Raw genomic sequence first — 18,478 nt, 5'->3', positions numbered from 1 at the left:
GGTCTTTCATTTTTTTATCTAATTGTTTATACTTCATATGGGAGCTCCTTTTAGTCGGGTGGGCTCCTTTTATTATACAAAAACAACCGCACCTTGGGTGGTGCGGTTGAGATTTGAATTTAGGAAATAACCTTCATACGAAGGTTATTTTTTTTATATTATTGCTTCAATCATAAACAATTCGAATGCTACAAATCGATCAATTTTTCCTTGTTTCACATCCTGATCGATTTGGGCAAGCTGATTTAAGAGTTCCAACAAACCAAATGACGGACGCATCTGGTTTTTCACCAGAAAATAGACTTGTTTTTCTGAGAGCGACAACCGATCAGCAATCCCCTTGTTTGAAATCCCTTGTTCGTATAAGGCGCTGATTTGATAAATCTTACGAAAACTGCTTCCTATAAGTCCTAAAAGAGCAAGAGGGTCTACTTTCTGCGCGAGTAGATTTTGATAAACAGAAAAAGCCTTCCCAATGTTTTTATCTAAGAGCGCATTTGAAATCGCAAAAATATCCTCATCGATATTTTTAGAGATTAGCTTAACAACGTGCTCTTTTTCAATATCCTGTCCGACCAAACTTAATTTGTTTAATTCTTGATAAAGACGTGTCGTATCGTCACCAACTCGCTCAAGCAATTCAACCATGGCAGCATTCGACATTTTAAATTCAAGCCGTTCAATTTCTTGTTTCATCAATATACTTAGCTGACCCACATCTGGATCCTTAATTTGATGGACACGAGCATGCTTCGCAATTGCTTTACCCATCACAGATTTTGCCAGCGGTTTCTTCTCAAAAATAACAATTAGACTTACATCAAACATTGATTGTGCCATTAATTCACTTAAGGATGTTTCCATTTCTTTTATCAAATCATCATGAGTTGATAATACAACCGCCTTTTTATCGCCAAAAAGTGAAACCGTTAAAGCACTTTCCAAAACATGATCAAATAAAAAACCCTTATCACGTGTGTCAAAATGTGATACATCGAAAACACCATACTGGTTTTCATATTCTTTTATGATACTCTCTACCTTACGTTTAATCAACGAAGGTTCTTTTCCTACGATTACGTCTATCATCTTATCACCATCCCTATTATACCAAAGTGACCACGATTTGAAACAAAGTAATCAAAGAATGGCGTAAACACAAAGTCAATCGTGCCCATCTTCGACGTTTCTAACACTTCAACATCATTCGTTTTTAATATGTCAATGACTTCTTTGTGTGGATGTCCGTATTGAGAAGGATCAGAACTAATTAAACCAAATTGAGGTTTTAAATCCTGTATAAAGCGTGAGTCAGTTGCGGTCCTGGATCCATGATGGCCCAATTTAATTAGAAAAATTGGGTCATCAAAATGATAGAATCGGAGCAATTCGCGCTCTTGTTCTTTTGATGCATCCCCCATAAATAAAAATGCATACTGTTTTACTTTTAAACCTAAAATTAAACTGTTGTCATTTTTTGTTCGATAAACCTTATCGTACAACAATTCATGGAGCAATTTGAGTTGTGCACCTTTTTCTTCAATGATGTTCACGACTTTATAGTCTTTTATTACGCGATTTTGTGACCCATTATGGTCTTGGTCGCCGTGCGTAATAATCAATTGATCGATTGTTTGAATTCCATACGCTGAAAGAACGCGGCGAACCTCAGGATACGCTCGCGGACGACCCGTATCGATGAGTGTTGTATACAAAGAAAATGGAGTTCGGATTAAAATACTGTCCCCTTGACCGACATCAATAAAAGTAATGGTGTAACATGGATTATAGAGGGTCATCAAAGCAATGCACAGAATGCGCATCAAAGCACTCGTATTCGACTTTACTTTAAAGAGGAAAAGCAAACAAATAAGTGGTGGTGCTCCGTAGACTGTAAAACGTTTCTCTATCCAAGTATTTACCGTATTCATCACCGCAAAGAACCGGTCACAATAATGCAAAGGGAGTCCAAGCAAAATGCATCCATACAGTATCAAAAAGATAAATCCCATAATGGGTTTCAAAACGCGAACCATGACAATACTCAACAAATCCAAGCGTTTGCACGAATAAAAAACTAAGACAAAACGTATAAACCATCGCGGTGCATGTTGGCATAAAGAAGTTAAGTTTGATATAAGTAGTGGACCATAAATAATAAGAAATGATGGATTTTGGAGCGGTTTTGGCAAGAGAAAAATAAGAATTATTATTGTTACGTGTGGTGAAAATACTTGCCGCAACAAAAAATTTAAATTTGATGCATTCACTCCAAAAAGATACTGATACCAAAATGTCACACCTGCATTAATTACGTGAGTACTTATTGAAATTTGAAAACGTTTTTTTAAAATGATGAGCAGTTCTGAAAGGGATCGAATTTGAAATGAAATCAAAGCAAGGTAGGATTCGCGACGCTCGAAAAAGTACGATTCAAGGTAGGGATATTGATGGATTGTTTGATAAATAGAGTCAATCAAGGGTAATTTCACAACCTTAATGTAATTTCCTGAGTGCACATCATTCCCAAGAAGCCACAGTAAATCACCTACCTCGCCTGTATAGTTCATCAACAATCGCTGCTTGGTATTAAAACGGTTGAGCCATAAACCCGTATCATCCACCGCAACAACAACTCCCAGCGGAAATGAATATTGATGAATTTGCGTCATTAACAGAAAAAGCAGTGGAAAAAGAAAGCGATGTGGATGTTTGCGAAAACAGAGCAAACCAGTCCAAGCACAACCTAAACACATTTTTAAAAGAATTCCATCAACCAAGGTCCCAAGTAACATTCCATAGATTAAATGCATACAAAATCTTTAATCCGTTCCAAGAGTTTAGGTCCAATTCCCTTGATATTGAGGAGTTCATCGATACTCATAAACTTTTGATGGTGAAGCCGATATTGAAGAATTGCTTCAGCTTTGCGAGGTCCAATTCCCTTTATTTGCACTAAATCTTGTTCACTTGACGTATTAAGTGAGACACATGTTGTTTTCTTCATTTCTAGTTTAAGGTGTTGGCCTTCATAGAAAGAAGTTATGTTGGGTAAGTTTTTAATGTTTGAGGCCTGAATACCAAGCCGTTCAAGAATTTTTAGTATGGTATCATTACTTTCTAAAGCAACATCATAGGACTTATCATCGATATCAATCCGTATCGATGTCTTCTTTTGAAACGTCAATTCATTCATATTCATGATGAATTGAAACGACGCAACACACACGATTAATGCAATAATTACAATAAATTTCATGAACCACCCCTTAGTTAATTATGATATTTACAAAGTAATTCATAAAAAAAGAAGCTTACGCTTCTTAGTTAATTTTTAGAACTTTAACCTCATATGGTTCATCAACTTGAACTTCAACAACGTCGCCTTCTTTGGCTTCGTTCATTGCTTGTGCAAGTGGTGAAACGTTTGAAAGTTTACCATTTTCAGGATCTGCTTCAACAGAGCCTACGATTGAAAATGTTTCTTCAATTTCCATTTCCATATCATAAATCGTAACAGTAGCACCCAGACCAACTGTCTTGTGTTTTTTTGCTTTGTCACCATCAATAATTTCAACTTTTGTTAAAGTTGCTTCAATTTCACGGATTCGAGCTTCAACACGTGCTTGACGATCACGAGCTGCATCGTAATCAGCATTTTCAGACAAGTCACCTTGTGCGCGTGCTGCTTTTAAATCTTCAATAACTTCTGGACGTTCAACTTCGATTAATTGGCGAAGCTCACGATTTAATTCATCTAAACCAGCCTGTGTTACAGGAATTCTTTCTGTCATGTTCATCACTCCTTGAATAAAAATTATAACACACTCGTACCAATGATACTACTTATTTTAGTTGTAAGTAAATCAATCGCAACGGTGTTATGAGCCCCTTCGGGAATAATAATATCAGCATAGCGTTTTGAGGGTTCAACGAACTGTTCGTGCATAATACGAACCGTTGACATATATTGCTCAATAACGTGTTCCAACGTACGTCCACGCTTATTTACATCACGAACAAGACGACGTATAAATCGAATATCTGCAGGTGCATCCACAAAAACTTTGATGTCGAGTAAATTACGTAAACGAGAATCATCTAACGTCATGAGACCTTCTAATACAATAACATCATTACATTGAATTTCTTCTGAATACTGGCTACGTGTATGATTCATAAAATCATACACAGGTTTTTGAATTGATACCCCTGACTTTAAAGACTCCATATCGGAAACTAATAAATCCATATCAAATGCAAATGGATGATCATAATTGGTAGCCAAACGTTCTTCCATAGGTAAGTGACTTTGGTCCTTGTAATAGTCATCCATTTTAATGATGACTACTTTTTGTGTCTCATCGAAGTGTTTTTTTAATTTCTTTGCAATACTAGATTTACCGGATGCACTTCCACCAGCAATCCCAATAACAATTGGACTCATTATAGCCTCCTAATACTTAATTGAGTATCTCTTTGACACGTTGGTCATGTTCTTCAAATGTTTTTGAATAATATATTTTTCCATAATCTGGATCGTTTTTGTCTGCTTTCACGTTTGCGACAAAGAATAAATAATCATGATGGGAATAATTAAGTACCGCTTCAATGGCAGACTCCGAAGGATTCAAAATAGGTCCCGGAGTAATCCCTTCATAACGGTATGTGTTATAAGGCGAATCAATTTGATTGTTCGTCATCGATTCACAATCATCCCAATCTTCAAACTCATAAAGTGCATAACAAATGGTCACACTTGATTCAAGCTTCATTCCTTGTTTTAAACGATTGATAAACACACCCGCAACATCCTGCATATTTTCATAACCTGGTGCTTCATACTCTACAATCGAGGCAAGACTCAAGAGTTGATAAGGTGTCATACCTGAAGCATCAATACGATTTTTATAGTTTTGATACTTATCATTACCATTTGAAATAAGACGTTCCGTAATTTCTTCTTCGGTATTGTTTACATTAAATTCATAGGTATCAGGATAAAGATACCCTTCTAACAACACCTTCGCGTCTTTATTTTTGAGTAAGTCTTGTGACAATACTTCATATTGAGACATTAATGATTCAATGTATTTTGGATCATTCCAAAGTTCTAAAAACCGCTCCGCTTTGGTATTGGTCTTCAGTGAAATTTTCTTTGCGATATCTTTTGCCCAGCTTCCTTCAATCAATGTGATGGTTACTGAACCTGTCTTATCATGCTCATAGGAAGGTTGCTCAAGATACTCAAGAATGCGTTCCACATCCCAACTTTTATCGAGGTTAAACTGCCCTTCATAAAGTTGATCATGATTTCCTAATTTCGCTTTAATTTTGGTGAAAAAAGAGGATCGAACAATGCCTTCATCGGCTAATCGATCAATCACAGCAGACATTGTGTCACCTTCGTTCACATTAAAAAGAACAGTTTGACTGTCCTTTGAAATGCTTTGTGTGTTGATATTGAAAAGAAGCATAAATCCTATAACCGCCATCACACACACAAGCAAAAGGCCACCAAGAATTTTCTTAGTGTGAGTGGTCATGGCCACATCCACAACTGCACTCATGATCTTCAGACGCTTCGTGATCTTGACCGCAAGCACATCCGCCTTCTTCACTTGATTCATCGTGTTGGATAATAAATGCATTAAATACTTCTTCAATCATAGCCCATTCTTTTGGATCTGTAACAGCATTTAATGTTCCATCTTCAACATAACTTGAAACGAAAACTTCGCCTGTTGTATCTTCTGGACTTACATATAAAACATATTTTTTGTTGAATGTATCATCATCAAACGTAAATAAAATATCCATTTCTTGTTCAGTTCCGTCATCATTGATGACAATAAGTGTTTTTTCTTCCATTTTAATTTCCCTCCATAAAACGGCGTTTATCCAAATACGTTTGAAGTATATGAACGGCCGCAAGTTGATCGACAACTTTCTTTCTTTTTTTTCGTGATACATCTTGATCAATGAGTTGACGATTTGCCACCACACTTGTAAGTCGTTCATCGATGAGTACAACTTCACAATTAAACCAAGACTCCAATGTCATTTTAAAATCTTCAGAAATTTGGGCACGCTCCCCAACATCATTATTCATCATCTTAGGAAAACCCAATGCAATTACTTTAACGCGCTCTTTTTTGATTAAAGCTTCCAATGGTTCCTTTAACTCATCTACTGAGACTTTGTAATACAATGTCTCAACTGGATGAGCATACATTCCAAGCCCATCAGACAGCGCGACACCGCACGTTTTCGATCCAAGATCGAGACCAATTATTTTACCTATCATTTATTTTTCACTAAGATAAAAACGTACTAACTCTTCAATAATTTCGTAACGTTCAACTTCCTGAATCTTCACACGCGCGTTATTGTGCGAAGAGATATAAGCTGGATCATTTGAAATCAAATACCCAGAAATCTGACTCACGGATTGATAGCCGCGTTCCTCGAGTGCTGATTCTACTTCAGCAAGGATTTCTTTAATTCGATCACGACGAACTTCATCTGAATTAAAAGCCATTGTTTCTGTCACATTGTGTTTCGACATTTATATCACATCCTTTATTTCTATTTTATCGTATAAACCTTAAAAGATAAAGTTATTAAGCAATTTTGTTAGAAATCACTAATTTGGCATCATTTATTTTAGTGATATCTTTACCACCGGCTTGTGCAAAATTAGGTTTACCACCACCATTACCACCAGTTGTTACTGCTGCTTCTTTCGCTAAATCTCCCGCTTTAATACCAGCTTGAATTGCTTTTTCACTGCATCCCACAACAAAGTTTACTGAGGATGCTTTATGATTTGCAACAAAAACAATATCGACATGATCACGAATGCGTTCAACAAGTTCTTTGACAACATTCATCTCTTGATCTTCCATATCAATCCAAACAAAACTCAAGTCATTTCCTACCTGTTCAGCCATTTGAATATACTCTTGCGTTTTAGCCTTGAGAACATCCGCCATCATGAGTTTGTATTTGCCTTCTAACTGCTTGATTTCTGCTTCCATCTCTTCAATCTTAGTTTGAATTGATTTTTGTGGTGACAATTTAAGTTGTGTGCGAATTTGATCGACTTCCAATTCTGTTTCTTTATATGATTCATAAGCACCGAAACTTGTTTTTCCTAGAATACGGCGAACACCTGAACCAACACTTTCTTCTGATACTAGTTTAAAGACACCGATTTCACCTGTTCCATGCGCATGGGTTCCACCACATAATTCCATAGAAGCATCTCCCATTGTCACGACGCGAACAACCGATCCATAATTTTCTGAAAATAATGCCATCGCCCCCATTGCTTTTGCTTCTTCAAGTGGTTTCTCAACAACCGTAATTGGTAACGACTCCGCAATCCATTGATTAATCATCAGTTCAACTTTTTCAAGTTGCTCATCCGTTACCTTTTCAAAGTGTGAGAAATCGAAACGGAAATAGTTTTCATCAACATAAGAGCCTGCTTGCGACACATGATCGCCAACGACAGTCTTTAATGCAGAATGCAATAAGTGAACACATGAGTGATTTTTTCGAATTAAAATTCGACGTTTTGCGTCAATTTTCAAATCAAACACTTGACCCATTGTAATGGTTCCATCTACTTCGACAAAATGAAGTGGCTGTCCACCATTCGCTTTCTTAACATCAAGAACATTTCCTTTAGCACTATCGGATTCAATGGTACCTGTATCCGCAACTTGTCCACCACTTTCAGCATAGAAACATGTTTTATCAAAAACAACATGCCCCTTACCTGTAAAGGCGTCAACTTGCTTGCCATCCACAAATAAACCCACGACGCGACCCTGTGTTTCAAACGAATCATAAATAAACTCACTGTTTTCTTTGAAATTTAGAAGATCTTCTTGTTGCGAACCCATAGATTCAACTTTTTGACGACTGCTGCGTGCGCGTTCTTTTTGTTCTTCTAACGACGCTTTAAAACCTTCCAAATCAACAGAAACGTGATGTTCTTCTGCAATTTCTTGTGTTAATTCAATTGGGAAACCGTAGGTATCATAGAGTTTAAACGCAACTTCCCCTGTGATGATTGCCTCTTTGTTTGCTTCAATTGTATCAAGTAAGAGTTTCTCTCCGCCTGCCAATGTCTTCGCAAAACGCTCTTCCTCACTCAAAATCAATTTCACAATCATATTGCGATGTTCTGCTAGGTTTGGATATGCATCTCCCATAACTGCAATAACATCATCTACTAATGTATGAAGGAAGGTTCCTTCAATTTCTAACACTTTACCAAAACGTACAGCACGACGTAAAATGCGACGTAAAACATAACCACGTCCTTCATTAGAGAACACGGCACCATCTGCTAGTGTAAAGACTAATGAACGAATATGATCAGAAATAACACGGTATGCCATCACATTGTCGTGATATTTAAGCGGTGTCAACGCTTCAATTGCTTGGATGATTGGAATAAATAAATCTGTATCAAAGTTTGTATCACCATCTTGAACAATACTTACAAGACGTTCAAAACCCATTCCTGTATCAATGTTTTTCTGTGGAAGTTCTTTAAAGGTATGGATATCCCCACCTTCAACACCATCAAATTGTGAAAATACAATGTTCCAAACTTCAACATAACGGTCATTTTCAAGATCTTCAAAGAAAAGACGCTCTCCGATATGTTCGGGATCATATTTTTCACCGCGATCATAAAAAATTTCTGAGTTCGGACCACAAGGACCATCACCAATTTGCCAGAAGTTATCATCCGTGCGTAAAATACGTGATGGATTCACGTTATATTTATTAACCCAAATATCAAAAGCTTCTTGGTCATCTGTATGCACACTAAAATACGCTTTACTTACATCCAAATCAAGCCATTCTGGAGAAAATAAAAACTCATATGCAAACCCAATGGCTTCTTCTTTAAAATAATCTCCGATTGAAAAATTTCCGAGCATTTCGAAAAATGTATGGTGACGCGCTGTCTTTCCTACATTATCGATATCATTGGTGCGCAATGACTTTTGGACGTTTGCGATACGTGGTTTCTTAGGTTTAACACGACCATCAAAATATTTTTTAAGTGCAGCAACCCCAGAATTAATCCATAAAAGGGTATCATCATCGATTGGAACAAGGGGTGCACCCGGTTCAATCATATGATCTTGTGCTTTAAAATAATCCAAAAACATAGTTCTTATTTCACTACTTGTAAGTTGCTTCATAACTTCCTCCTAAACATAAAAAAAACATTCCATCCAGGAACGTTTTCACGCGGTACCATCCTGATTTATACAAGTGTATACATCTCTCCTGTTTTTAACGCAAACAATACGGAGTTTCCTCATCTTCTAAAGGAGCATTGATTTCGTGTTCCTCAAGTTTTTCACCAACCAACTTGTCTCTAAAAGTTCCAACAAAACCAATATATCTTTAGTACGATTTTTCAAGATTATCTTATCACATCACACTTTATTTGACTAGTCTTGAACCAACATTTCTACCTTAACAACATCCGCCACATGTCCCACTACCACCAAAACATCGTTTTCTTCAAAAACAGCATCCGGTCCAGGGGATAATATCATCGTACCTTGGCGATTTAAAGCAATGATTGTCATTTTTGTAGTCTGATAAAATGCGGAACTCCCAATCGTTTGACCAATTAGTTTTGAACCCGCGTGTAAGGTAAATTCAAAACGTTTTAAGGGATCTGAGAATGAAAATCGACCAGACAAATCCACAATTTGACTGATTATCGTTCGAATTTCCTCATCAATCTCATGACGCTTATCCATCAATGCATTCAGACGATGCTTGAGTTGAGTGACATCAGAAACCGAAGAAAAAGAATCTAAATAAGCAATCGCAGCTTCTTTCGCACCGATAATCACACCATAATTATTGGCCACATGAACCACCTCAACCTCTTCAAGAAGACTCATCGCTCTTCGAATCGTTTCAGGTGATACACCGTATTCACTTGATAAAATGGATCGCCCCGAGATCCGTTCACCTTCAAGCAGATCATTGCGTGCAATTCGAGCTGCAATATCCAGGGCAATTTGTTGATATCGTGCTTGTTTTTTCTTCGTCATCATCTCTATCCTCGCATTCACTCTATATTCTAAATATTACCATAAATTATCGATGTTACGAAAGAAAACAATATTTCGCATACAATGACCCACAAAAAAGGCATCCCTGTATTCTTTAGGGATACCTGATAGAACTTCAAACAATCTAATCGTGTGGTATATGCACACGATTGTTTTGATTCAATTACCGTGTTCTTTTATACTTATTCGTTAAACATGGGTGTTGATAGATAACGTTCCCCGGTATCTGGAAGGACGACAACAATCGTTTTGCCTTCATTTTCAGGTCGTTGTGCTACTTTAAGTGCAGCAGCAACCGCAGCACCGGAAGAGACACCTACAAGTAAACCTTCTTTTTGGGCCAATTGACGACCCATAACAAATGCCTCTGAATCCGTAATTCGTAAAATCTCTTCGTAGATATCTGTTTGAAGAATCGATGGTACAAACCCTGCACCCAAACCTTGAAGTTTATGTGGGCCGGGTTTTTCACCCGAGAGCACTGCTGAATTTTCGGGTTCAACCGTAATCACTTGAATATTTGGATTTTGTTCTTTTAGATACATACCCGTACCCGTAATGGTTCCGCCGGTACCAATACCTGCAATAAAGATATCTACTTTACCATCAGTGTCCGCATAAATTTCAGGACCTGTAGTTGTGTAGTGAGCTTGTACGTTAGCTTGATTATCAAATTGTGATGGAATAAATGAATTTTCGTATTCCTTCGCAAGTTCCTCAGCCTTAGCAATAGCCCCTTTCATTCCAGCAGCACCATCCGTAAGAACAAGTTCTGCGCCATAAGCTTTTAATAAATTACGACGTTCGACACTCATCGTTTCAGGCATCGTTAATATCACCTTAAGACCCATGGATGCACCAATTGAAGCAAGTCCAATACCAGTATTTCCACTGGTTGGCTCAATAATAACGGTTTCATCATTAACGAAACCTTGTTTACGTGCCTCAGTTAACATTGCGAATGCAATACGATCTTTAACACTACCACCTGGATTAAAAAATTCTACCTTAGCAAGAATTGGGTTTTTAAGTCCAGCTTCTTTTGAAATGTTCGACAACTCAACAAGAGGCGTGCGTCCAATTAATTCTGTTATATTTTTATATGTTTTCATATTATCACCTTTACCTATATGTTATATATGTATTATACAACTATTTATATTCATGTCAATTCTAACACTCTTTCAGTTTCATTGACATTACCTAGTAAAAGACATAACATTATAGGTAATAAGGAGTGATGACATGAAATTATCTGCACGAACACGTTACGGTATTGCCGCGATGACATATATGCACATCAACGATCAAGAACTTACCACCCTGGTTAATATCGCTGAGCATTTAAATATTTCCAAAATTTATCTTGAACAAGTTTTTTCCAGTTTAAAGCAAGCGAATCTCGTTGACGCTGTAAAGGGTCCTGCGGGCGGTTATTATTTAAAGTCCAAGGAATGTAATATGTTTAACATTCTCAACGCCTTAGAACCATCGCTTTTTGAGAAAACCCCTGCTTCAACAGATGATAATATTATTAATGCTGCACTGTGTACGCATTTATATACCCCTATTGATGCAGCATTACGCGAAACATTAAAAGGTATTAAACTAAAAGAAATCGCCGAACTCATAAAAAATGAATCCGGCGACGGTAATATGTATTATATCTAATCTTCTAGGGAGTCGAGATCGACTTCCTTTTCTTTTGTAACACGAACCCGTGCAATGACCTTTTCATCAAGCTCCATGATTGAAAAGCGGTATCCATGATAAATTACATCTGATAAATCTTCACGCACATCTTCTTCTGTTGGAAGACGCCCGATTTGCCCCACTACAAAACCACTTACAGTATCATAATCTTCAACTGGGAGATTAATTTCTAAAATATCTTCCAAATCCTCAATATCACAGGCACCATCTACTAAATACTCATCAACATTAACGGGAACAATTTCTTGTTCTTCTTCCTCATCATATTCATCCATGATGTTACCCATAATTTCTTCAATGAGATCTTCCATCGTAACAATCCCAGCCGTACCACCATACTCATCGATAACGACCGCAAAGTGCATCTTACTGTTTTGTAATTCTCTGAAAAGCTCATCGGTACGTTTAGAATCGGGTACGTAATAAGGTTCACGAATAATTTTCTTAATTTCAAATACTTCATCCTCGCGATGATCTTTAACATAACGCAATAAGTCACGCAAATGAATTAAACCAATAATATTATCGATACTATCCTCATAAACTGGATAACGTGTGTAGCGTTCTTCGTCCACAAGTTCCATAATCTCCGCAAAAGAGCTGGATACATCAATACCCACAACTTCTGTACGGTGCGTCATAATATCAGCAACATCCAGATTATCAAACTCAAAGATATTATTAATCATTTCTTTTTCTGTGACATCAATTTCACCCGCATCAACCATGATTCGAATTTCTTCCTCAGTCACTTCATCTTCAACTTTGTTTGGATCAATTCCAATAATTCTTAATACAAGATTGGTGGATACTGACAAAAATTTCACCAAGGGCTTCGTGAACACAGCCAGCCACGAAATAGGATAAACAACAAAAAAAGCAAATTTTTCTGGACTGGTCATCGCAATGCGCTTTGGCACAAGTTCTCCAAAAACAAGCATTAAATATGATGTCAACAGTGTAATCAAAATCATAGAAATTGGCTTCATAACCGAAGCAGCCATCCAACCATTTTGTACAACCCAATCAGTGAGTACTTGTGCAAATGCTTCTGAAGCAAAAGCCCCTGATAAAATACTTGCTAATGAAACACCAATTTGAATGGTTGATAAAAAACGGTTTGGAATTTCTTTAAGATCCAATACACGTCGTGCCTTTTTATTTCCTTCCTCAGCCATACTTTTTAGTTTGTTATTATTAATTGAAACAAACGCTAATTCACTTCCGGCAAAAAAAGCATTTAAAAGCACTAAAAATACTAGGGTTATAACTTGAACAAGCATTATTGAACTCCCCCTATAACTACACTGTAATTTTGATCCCTTTTAGGATAACTATCCTGGTCACTGTTTTCCACAAACAATCCTCCAAATTTTCTATAACAGTAATTCTACAAATTACAGCCTCAATTGTCAATACTGAGGCATTTTCACTTAAACGATATACTTTATTATATCATAATTTCAAAATGATACTACAAACGATGACAAAGAGGCAAGCGCCTCTTTGTCATCATTTAATCATCAAAAGTCTTTAAAGCTTCACTCATATTAACATTATTTGCGCGTCGTGCCATTAAGATGTTAATGACGATTGAGAGGGCAAAGGTCAGCACGATGGCCAACACAATACTCATTGGTAACAGCTCACGATTAAACATGATTGCATCCAATTCTGCTTGAACAACTACAAATTGATGGAGGAAATATCCGAAACCAACACCAAATATCAAACTCATTAATGTAAGAATAATGTTCTCGCGCAAGATATATGTCGCCAATTCTTTTGGATAAAAACCAAGCACCTTGAGTGTCGCCAGTTCTTTATATCGCTCACTAATATTCATGGTAATGAGGTTTAAAAGAACAATCACTTCTAAAGCAAATGCGGCACCCACAATTACATAGATGACAATATCAAAATTACCCATCATATCCTGATAGGACTCACGCATATCACCCAAGAAACTAACATTAAACACAGAATCTTGGCTCAGTAGTTTTTCCGCAACCTGATCGTGATCATCCGATGTATTAAAGAGATACATATTCTCAGGAAGTTTCTTTCCTGTCAAGACTTGATGCTGTGCCTCACTCATAAAGATGTAATGCGCAACATAGTTTTCAGAAATTCCACCGATTTCAAATTCATATTCTTGTTCATTTACCCTGAACGTCATCACATCGCCAACATCCACATTTTTTAAGATGGCAAGTTTTTCGGTAATGACAATCGGGTCCTTTTCGACCGAAATCGGTGCTTTTGTATGACGATCTTTTAATTGAATAAAGTTCGGTAAGGCTTTAAAATCTTCCGCAACATAAAGCGTTACATCTAAATCATCTACTTTTGCTGCTTCGGTTGCAAGATGAATGGAATCGGTCACCGTAATATTTTCAGTTGAGATGTCACGATCATAGAGAACCATAGCGTCGTATTGGATCACTTCATCAAATTGTTTATCTACAATCGAATAGATTGAATGTTTAATACCAAATCCCGTAATTAGGAGCCCACAACAACCGCCAATTCCGACAACGGTCATCGCAAAGCGCGTTTTATTTCTAAATAAATTACGCAGGCTCACTTTATAAAGAAAGCTAAGACGATCCCAAATCATCGGAATCCGTTCGAGAAGAATTCGTTGACCGCTTTTGGGAAGGGGTGGACGTAATAGGTTTGCTGCTTTCTCACGGCTGACTGACATGGATTTAATCATTGCAACGCCAACACTTGATACAAAACTAATCAAGAGCGGAACTGCTGCATAACTCCAAACAAAACCACGCTCAAGTTCGGGTGTAAGATACATAATGCGATATGCATTATAGATAAGTGTTGGAATCATGTAGAAGCCCATGATAAGCCCTAAGATTGAACCCAAAATCCATGCAAGACCTGTAAAACCAACAAACTTCATTGCAGAAGCAAACCAAGAGTATCCAAGCGCTTTATAGACACCCATTTGCATGCGTGATTCATCAACCATTCGGGTTACAGTACTGAGCGTTACAAGAATTGCAACACCAAAGAAGATTAATGGAAAGACCTGACCAATCGCTTCAATACGGTCACTATCTTGGTAAAACCCACGATATCCAATTAGCACATCTTCCCGATCAAGCAGATAGAGTTTCCCATGATCTGCTTCTTCAAGCTCTTGTAATCCTTCATCAATTTCTTTTTGACCCGACTCAATTTGGTCATACGCTTCTGTTTTTTTAAGATTAAATGCTTGTTCTGCCTCGGTTAAACTTTTTAATCCTTGATTATATTCTTGAATTCCTTTTTGAATACGTTCTTGACCCGCTTTAAATTCTACCTTGCCCTGTTCAAGACGCTCATATCCTGTTTTAATTTCTGTTTCGTTTTGATCAAGTTCCAGCTTCGTCGCGTTAAGCGTTGCTTCTGCTTTATCAAACGATGCAATCGCCGTCAACGCTTCTGTTTTTTGAGGTTCAGGCAGTGAGTCGACAATTTCTTTTAATGCATCAATTTCTGGACGTTTTGACTCTAAAGATTCTAACCCCGAAGTATATTGGGCCTTCCCTTCTTCAAGTTCTGTTTCATATCCTTTTAGAATATTCTCACGCTCACCCACCGTTTGCGCAAAACGACGCACGGCACTGTCAAGCTTTGTTTGTAAATCACCAGGTCCAGGCTGCGATGATAATTCAAGAATGCCATTTTCAAGTTCTTCATGGGCATCTTGCAGTTGAAGCTTGGACTGTGTGAGGGCTTGAGCCCCTTTCGCAAATTCACGATCTGCTTCAAGACGTTTTTGATCTAATTCTTCTTGCGCATCTTGGAGTTTTTCAAACGCCGGTTTAGAAGCACGATCAAATCGTTGTGAGGATAGCGATGCTTCATGGTCTTTAATCCGTTGCTTTTGATCTTCGACATCCGCGCCCTCTGCAAATACAAATCGCGCACTGGTGAACACGTCAATCTCTTTATCCAGATCAAATCCATACATAAATCCTAAAACATTACCCGAGCCTACTTTACTCTGTCCACGTTCTAAATTCATATACAGACTTGATTCCGCAAACCCAACTATTTTTAGATTTGCAGGTCTAAAGACATCATTTTTCTTTAACTTTATTGTGTCCCCCAACGAAAATCCACGGTGCTCTTGGAGCACTTTATCCACGACCACTTCGTTTTTGTGACTCGGCATCCTCCCGTCAACAAGTGTAATGTCTTTTTCTGTCTGATCGTTTAGGTCAATAACTTTCATAACCCCATCAACATCACGCAGATTCATAAAAGCATCGCCATCATAGACACCGACGGCATCACCATCGACAATGTCACTCAGTTGATCCAACATGGCTTGATCGATACCAAGACTGTGACGGTATTCTAAATCCATCACTTCGCTTTCTTTCATATAACGATCACCGGTTGCACGCATATCGTATCCGGTTACACGAATCCCAACAAAAAAACCAACCCCCAACGCGGTGATTATAAGGATCGCAACAAACTGAAACCATTTCGCCTTAATTTCGCGTAGGATATCTTTTACCATGAGATGTCATCCACTGACTTTACATCATCATTAACCCAATTACGTTCGACTCTACCGTTTTTAATCTCGATAACGCGATCAGCAATTTGTGTAATGGTTTGATTATGCGTAATAATCACCACGGTCATATTATAAATATCGGAACAATCACGTAAAACACGCAACACCTGTTGCCCTGTTTCCGTATCAAGTGCACCGGTTGGTTCATCACAAAGAAGTAACTTCGGATTCTTTGCAATCGCTCGTGCAATCGCCACCCGTTGTTGTTCACCACCGGACATTTGTGCTGGGAAATTTCCCATCCGTTTATCAAGACCAACTTGTTCTAAAATCATCTGGGGATTTTTTGCATCGTTACAAATTTGGGTTGCCAGTTCAACATTCTCTAACGCCGTAAGGTTTGGAATTAAATTATACGACTGAAAAACAAAACCCACATCGTCACGACGGTACGCCGTCATTTCGCGATCACTCATTCCAGTGATTTCTTTTTCATCAATTGTAACTGTACCGGAAGTGGGCGAATCCATCCCTCCAATAATATTCATCACCGTTGTCTTTCCTGCACCAGATGGTCCTACAATGACAATAAACTCACCTTTATTAATTGAAAAATCAACACCTGCACAGGCTGATATTTCAACATTTCCAACTTTATATATTTTTGTAATATCTTTAACTTCAATATAACTCATACTGCATTAACCTCCTTGATGCAATTCAACAGTGATTTTTGTGTATTGGGAAGTGTTCCTTCGATGACACGATCCAAACACAGATTGAGATACTGATTTATCCTTTTTCCTTCAATGCCCAACTTTTTTAAATCTGATGCCGAGATATCAAGATCTCGTATGGATGTGGGGCGTTTTTGACTGATAACTTCATCAATAATATGATTGATATGCGTGCAACGTTGTAATTGATACTGCGCACCCAATCCTTTTGCCAAGTTATCTGCGCGCTTCACAATCATCAAATCTCGAACCCAATCGATACCATGAACCCGAATAAGTTGCTGGATTTGTGCCGACTCGGGTTGAATTTTTAAATCGTGTTCGAGAATCAATCGCTCTAAATATGTGACTTTCTTTTTTGAATATTGAAACCCTTCAAAGAAAGGACGTGCGATGACACCGCTTGCTTGCGCATGACCGGGATAATGAGCAATTCCAGAATCGTCTACAGTTTGCACAAAGACCTTTCCTAAATCATGAAACAATCCAACCAACTTTAAATCCATTCGATTGGGAATTCCTTGTACGGTACGAATCGTGTGCTCGTAAAGGGTGTATTCATGAAATGGATTCTGTTGATCAAACGCGAGTGTATCCTTTAACGGTGGAAATACCGTCATTAAAAACTCGGGACAAAGCAAACTCGTCTCTACAAAATAGGGCCCATTTAGATATCGCGTAAGGTCTGGATAAAGTTGCACAAGCTTCAATCGGTGAAGCGACTCCAACTGATTTTGAGCTGCATGCAACGTTTTCGCCTCGATGTCAAAACCAAGCTCAGATTTAAATCGATACAAACGTGCAAGACGCAATACATCTTCTCCGAAACGAACCTTTGGGTCGCCAATGACCCTTAACTTACGATTGTGTAAATCGTCAACACCCTGATGGTAATCAACCAAACCATGCCGTGGATGATAATAAAGCGCATTGACCGTAAAATCACGACGCAATGAATCATCATAGAGATGATTGATAAACTCGACGCGTGATGGACGTCTGCCATCTTCATAATCACCCTCAAGTCGCATAGTAGAAATTTCAAAATGCTCTTCATCCACCCTAAACTTAATACCATAATCGTGACCAATCGGTTCAATTGAATAATTTTTATAAATTTTTAGAAGTTGTTCGGGTAAAGCGTTAGTACATAAGTCAATATCAAATGATCGATGGCCCATAAGCGCATCACGAACAAACCCACCAACCACAAAAGCTTCAAAACCTCGGTCAGTAAGTTCCATCATTACAGATTCGATTTGTTGAGATAACGTAATCATTTGCATCAACTCCATATAAATTATAACACCCTTCGCACGAAGGTGAGCATTGTTCACCAAAAATTAACAAATCAAAAAAAAGAGGAA

Annotated in this window: 17 protein-coding genes; 1 reads left to right on the top strand and 16 read right to left on the bottom strand. The window is 37.8% G+C overall.

Annotated elements, in window-relative coordinates; translation table 11 throughout:
• Positions 1–153: 153 nt before the first annotated feature.
• The 12 genes from holA to cysK form a co-directional block, all read right to left on the bottom strand.
• The gene (holA, locus tag EPJ90_RS05300) at positions 154–1,089 is read right to left on the bottom strand and encodes a DNA polymerase III subunit delta (protein ID WP_125164738.1); all 936 of its coding nucleotides are present in this window, start codon (positions 1,087–1,089) and stop codon (positions 154–156) included.
• On the bottom strand, positions 1,086–2,813 hold the full coding sequence (locus tag EPJ90_RS05295) for a ComEC/Rec2 family competence protein (RefSeq protein ID WP_200542750.1): 1,728 nt from the start codon (positions 2,811–2,813) through the stop codon (positions 1,086–1,088). The genes holA and EPJ90_RS05295 overlap by 4 nt, the downstream gene beginning before the upstream one ends.
• Positions 2,804–3,259, bottom strand: a complete 456-nt coding sequence (locus EPJ90_RS05290) for a ComEA family DNA-binding protein (RefSeq protein WP_244660381.1) — start codon at positions 3,257–3,259, stop codon at positions 2,804–2,806. Before EPJ90_RS05290 ends, EPJ90_RS05295 begins: the two co-directional genes overlap by 10 nt.
• A 64-nt stretch (positions 3,260–3,323) precedes the next feature.
• Positions 3,324–3,794 (bottom strand): transcription elongation factor GreA, encoded by a 471-nt coding sequence (greA, locus tag EPJ90_RS05285; protein WP_003773073.1) that lies wholly within the window; start codon positions 3,792–3,794, stop codon positions 3,324–3,326.
• Positions 3,795–3,817: 23 nt separating this feature from the next.
• On the bottom strand, positions 3,818–4,447 hold the full coding sequence (gene udk / locus EPJ90_RS05280) for a uridine kinase (protein WP_161636673.1): 630 nt from the start codon (positions 4,445–4,447) through the stop codon (positions 3,818–3,820).
• 16 nt (positions 4,448–4,463) lie between these two features.
• The gene (mltG, locus tag EPJ90_RS05275) at positions 4,464–5,630 is read right to left on the bottom strand and encodes an endolytic transglycosylase MltG (protein ID WP_244660380.1); all 1,167 of its coding nucleotides are present in this window, start codon (positions 5,628–5,630) and stop codon (positions 4,464–4,466) included.
• Positions 5,530–5,871, bottom strand: a complete 342-nt coding sequence (locus tag EPJ90_RS05270) for a DUF1292 domain-containing protein (protein WP_125164741.1) — start codon at positions 5,869–5,871, stop codon at positions 5,530–5,532. The genes mltG and EPJ90_RS05270 overlap by 101 nt, the downstream gene beginning before the upstream one ends.
• 1 nt (position 5,872) lies before the next feature.
• Complete coding sequence (ruvX, locus tag EPJ90_RS05265) at positions 5,873–6,307, bottom strand: Holliday junction resolvase RuvX (protein ID WP_125164742.1); 435 nt, start codon at positions 6,305–6,307, stop codon at positions 5,873–5,875.
• Positions 6,308–6,568 carry an IreB family regulatory phosphoprotein gene (locus EPJ90_RS05260; protein WP_125164743.1) on the bottom strand — a complete coding sequence of 87 codons (261 nt, stop codon included), beginning with the start codon at positions 6,566–6,568 and terminating at the stop codon, positions 6,308–6,310. It abuts the gene before it with no gap.
• Between the two features lie 55 nt (positions 6,569–6,623).
• Entirely contained in the window at positions 6,624–9,233 is a 2,610-nt protein-coding gene (alaS, locus tag EPJ90_RS05255) for an alanine--tRNA ligase (protein ID WP_161636674.1), read from the bottom strand.
• Positions 9,234–9,488: 255 nt separating this feature from the next.
• Entirely contained in the window at positions 9,489–10,109 is a 621-nt protein-coding gene (locus EPJ90_RS05250; protein WP_125164745.1) for a TrkA C-terminal domain-containing protein, read from the bottom strand.
• A gap of 200 nt (positions 10,110–10,309) precedes the next feature.
• Positions 10,310–11,239, bottom strand: a complete 930-nt coding sequence (gene cysK / locus EPJ90_RS05245) for a cysteine synthase A (RefSeq protein ID WP_200542749.1) — start codon at positions 11,237–11,239, stop codon at positions 10,310–10,312.
• Between the two features lie 133 nt (positions 11,240–11,372).
• On the opposite strand from cysK, the gene EPJ90_RS05240 reads away from it, so the two are divergent.
• Positions 11,373–11,798: an RrF2 family transcriptional regulator gene (locus EPJ90_RS05240; protein WP_123171725.1), complete on the top strand. Its 426-nt coding sequence runs from the start codon at positions 11,373–11,375 to the stop codon at positions 11,796–11,798.
• Here the strand turns inward: EPJ90_RS05240 and EPJ90_RS05235 are convergent.
• The 4 genes from EPJ90_RS05235 to EPJ90_RS05220 all read right to left on the bottom strand — a co-directional run bounded on the left by EPJ90_RS05235 (position 11,795) and on the right by EPJ90_RS05220 (position 18,391).
• Entirely contained in the window at positions 11,795–13,123 is a 1,329-nt protein-coding gene (locus EPJ90_RS05235; RefSeq protein ID WP_161636676.1) for a hemolysin family protein, read from the bottom strand. The two genes, EPJ90_RS05240 and EPJ90_RS05235, sit on opposite strands and share 4 nt — an antisense overlap.
• A gap of 233 nt (positions 13,124–13,356) precedes the next feature.
• Positions 13,357–16,374 (bottom strand): ABC transporter permease, encoded by a 3,018-nt coding sequence (locus tag EPJ90_RS05230; protein ID WP_200542748.1) that lies wholly within the window; start codon positions 16,372–16,374, stop codon positions 13,357–13,359.
• The gene (locus EPJ90_RS05225; protein WP_125164749.1) at positions 16,368–17,069 is read right to left on the bottom strand and encodes an ABC transporter ATP-binding protein; all 702 of its coding nucleotides are present in this window, start codon (positions 17,067–17,069) and stop codon (positions 16,368–16,370) included. Before EPJ90_RS05225 ends, EPJ90_RS05230 begins: the two co-directional genes overlap by 7 nt.
• Positions 17,066–18,391 (bottom strand): CCA tRNA nucleotidyltransferase, encoded by a 1,326-nt coding sequence (locus tag EPJ90_RS05220; protein ID WP_161636678.1) that lies wholly within the window; start codon positions 18,389–18,391, stop codon positions 17,066–17,068. The genes EPJ90_RS05225 and EPJ90_RS05220 overlap by 4 nt, the downstream gene beginning before the upstream one ends.
• Between the last annotated feature and the right edge of the window lie 87 nt (positions 18,392–18,478).

It is taken from the genome of Erysipelothrix sp. strain 2 (EsS2-7-Brazil) (assembly GCF_016617655.1).
GTDB lineage: Bacteria > Bacillota_I > Bacilli_A > Erysipelotrichales > Erysipelotrichaceae > Erysipelothrix > Erysipelothrix piscisicarius.
This window is presented reverse-complemented; position numbering and strand designations above follow the sequence as displayed.

Bases quoted from the DNA above. Each gene is read 5' to 3' on its own strand.
- holA (WP_125164738.1), bottom strand. From the start codon at position 1,089: ATGATAGACGTAATCGTAGGAAAAGAACCTTCGTTGATTAAACGTAAG.
- EPJ90_RS05295 (WP_200542750.1), bottom strand. From the start codon at position 2,813: ATGCATTTAATCTATGGAATGTTACTTGGGACCTTGGTTGATGGAATT.
- EPJ90_RS05290 (WP_244660381.1), bottom strand. From the start codon at position 3,259: ATGAAATTTATTGTAATTATTGCATTAATCGTGTGTGTTGCGTCGTTT.
- greA (WP_003773073.1), bottom strand. From the start codon at position 3,794: ATGACAGAAAGAATTCCTGTAACACAGGCTGGTTTAGATGAATTAAAT.
- udk (WP_161636673.1), bottom strand. From the start codon at position 4,447: ATGAGTCCAATTGTTATTGGGATTGCTGGTGGAAGTGCATCCGGTAAA.
- mltG (WP_244660380.1), bottom strand. From the start codon at position 5,630: ATGAATCAAGTGAAGAAGGCGGATGTGCTTGCGGTCAAGATCACGAAG.
- EPJ90_RS05270 (WP_125164741.1), bottom strand. From the start codon at position 5,871: ATGGAAGAAAAAACACTTATTGTCATCAATGATGACGGAACTGAACAA.
- ruvX (WP_125164742.1), bottom strand. From the start codon at position 6,307: ATGATAGGTAAAATAATTGGTCTCGATCTTGGATCGAAAACGTGCGGT.
- EPJ90_RS05260 (WP_125164743.1), bottom strand. From the start codon at position 6,568: ATGTCGAAACACAATGTGACAGAAACAATGGCTTTTAATTCAGATGAA.
- alaS (WP_161636674.1), bottom strand. From the start codon at position 9,233: ATGAAGCAACTTACAAGTAGTGAAATAAGAACTATGTTTTTGGATTAT.
- EPJ90_RS05250 (WP_125164745.1), bottom strand. From the start codon at position 10,109: ATGATGACGAAGAAAAAACAAGCACGATATCAACAAATTGCCCTGGAT.
- cysK (WP_200542749.1), bottom strand. From the start codon at position 11,239: ATGAAAACATATAAAAATATAACAGAATTAATTGGACGCACGCCTCTT.
- EPJ90_RS05240 (WP_123171725.1), top strand. From the start codon at position 11,373: ATGAAATTATCTGCACGAACACGTTACGGTATTGCCGCGATGACATAT.
- EPJ90_RS05235 (WP_161636676.1), bottom strand. From the start codon at position 13,123: ATGCTTGTTCAAGTTATAACCCTAGTATTTTTAGTGCTTTTAAATGCT.
- EPJ90_RS05230 (WP_200542748.1), bottom strand. From the start codon at position 16,374: ATGGTAAAAGATATCCTACGCGAAATTAAGGCGAAATGGTTTCAGTTT.
- EPJ90_RS05225 (WP_125164749.1), bottom strand. From the start codon at position 17,069: ATGAGTTATATTGAAGTTAAAGATATTACAAAAATATATAAAGTTGGA.
- EPJ90_RS05220 (WP_161636678.1), bottom strand. From the start codon at position 18,391: ATGATTACGTTATCTCAACAAATCGAATCTGTAATGATGGAACTTACT.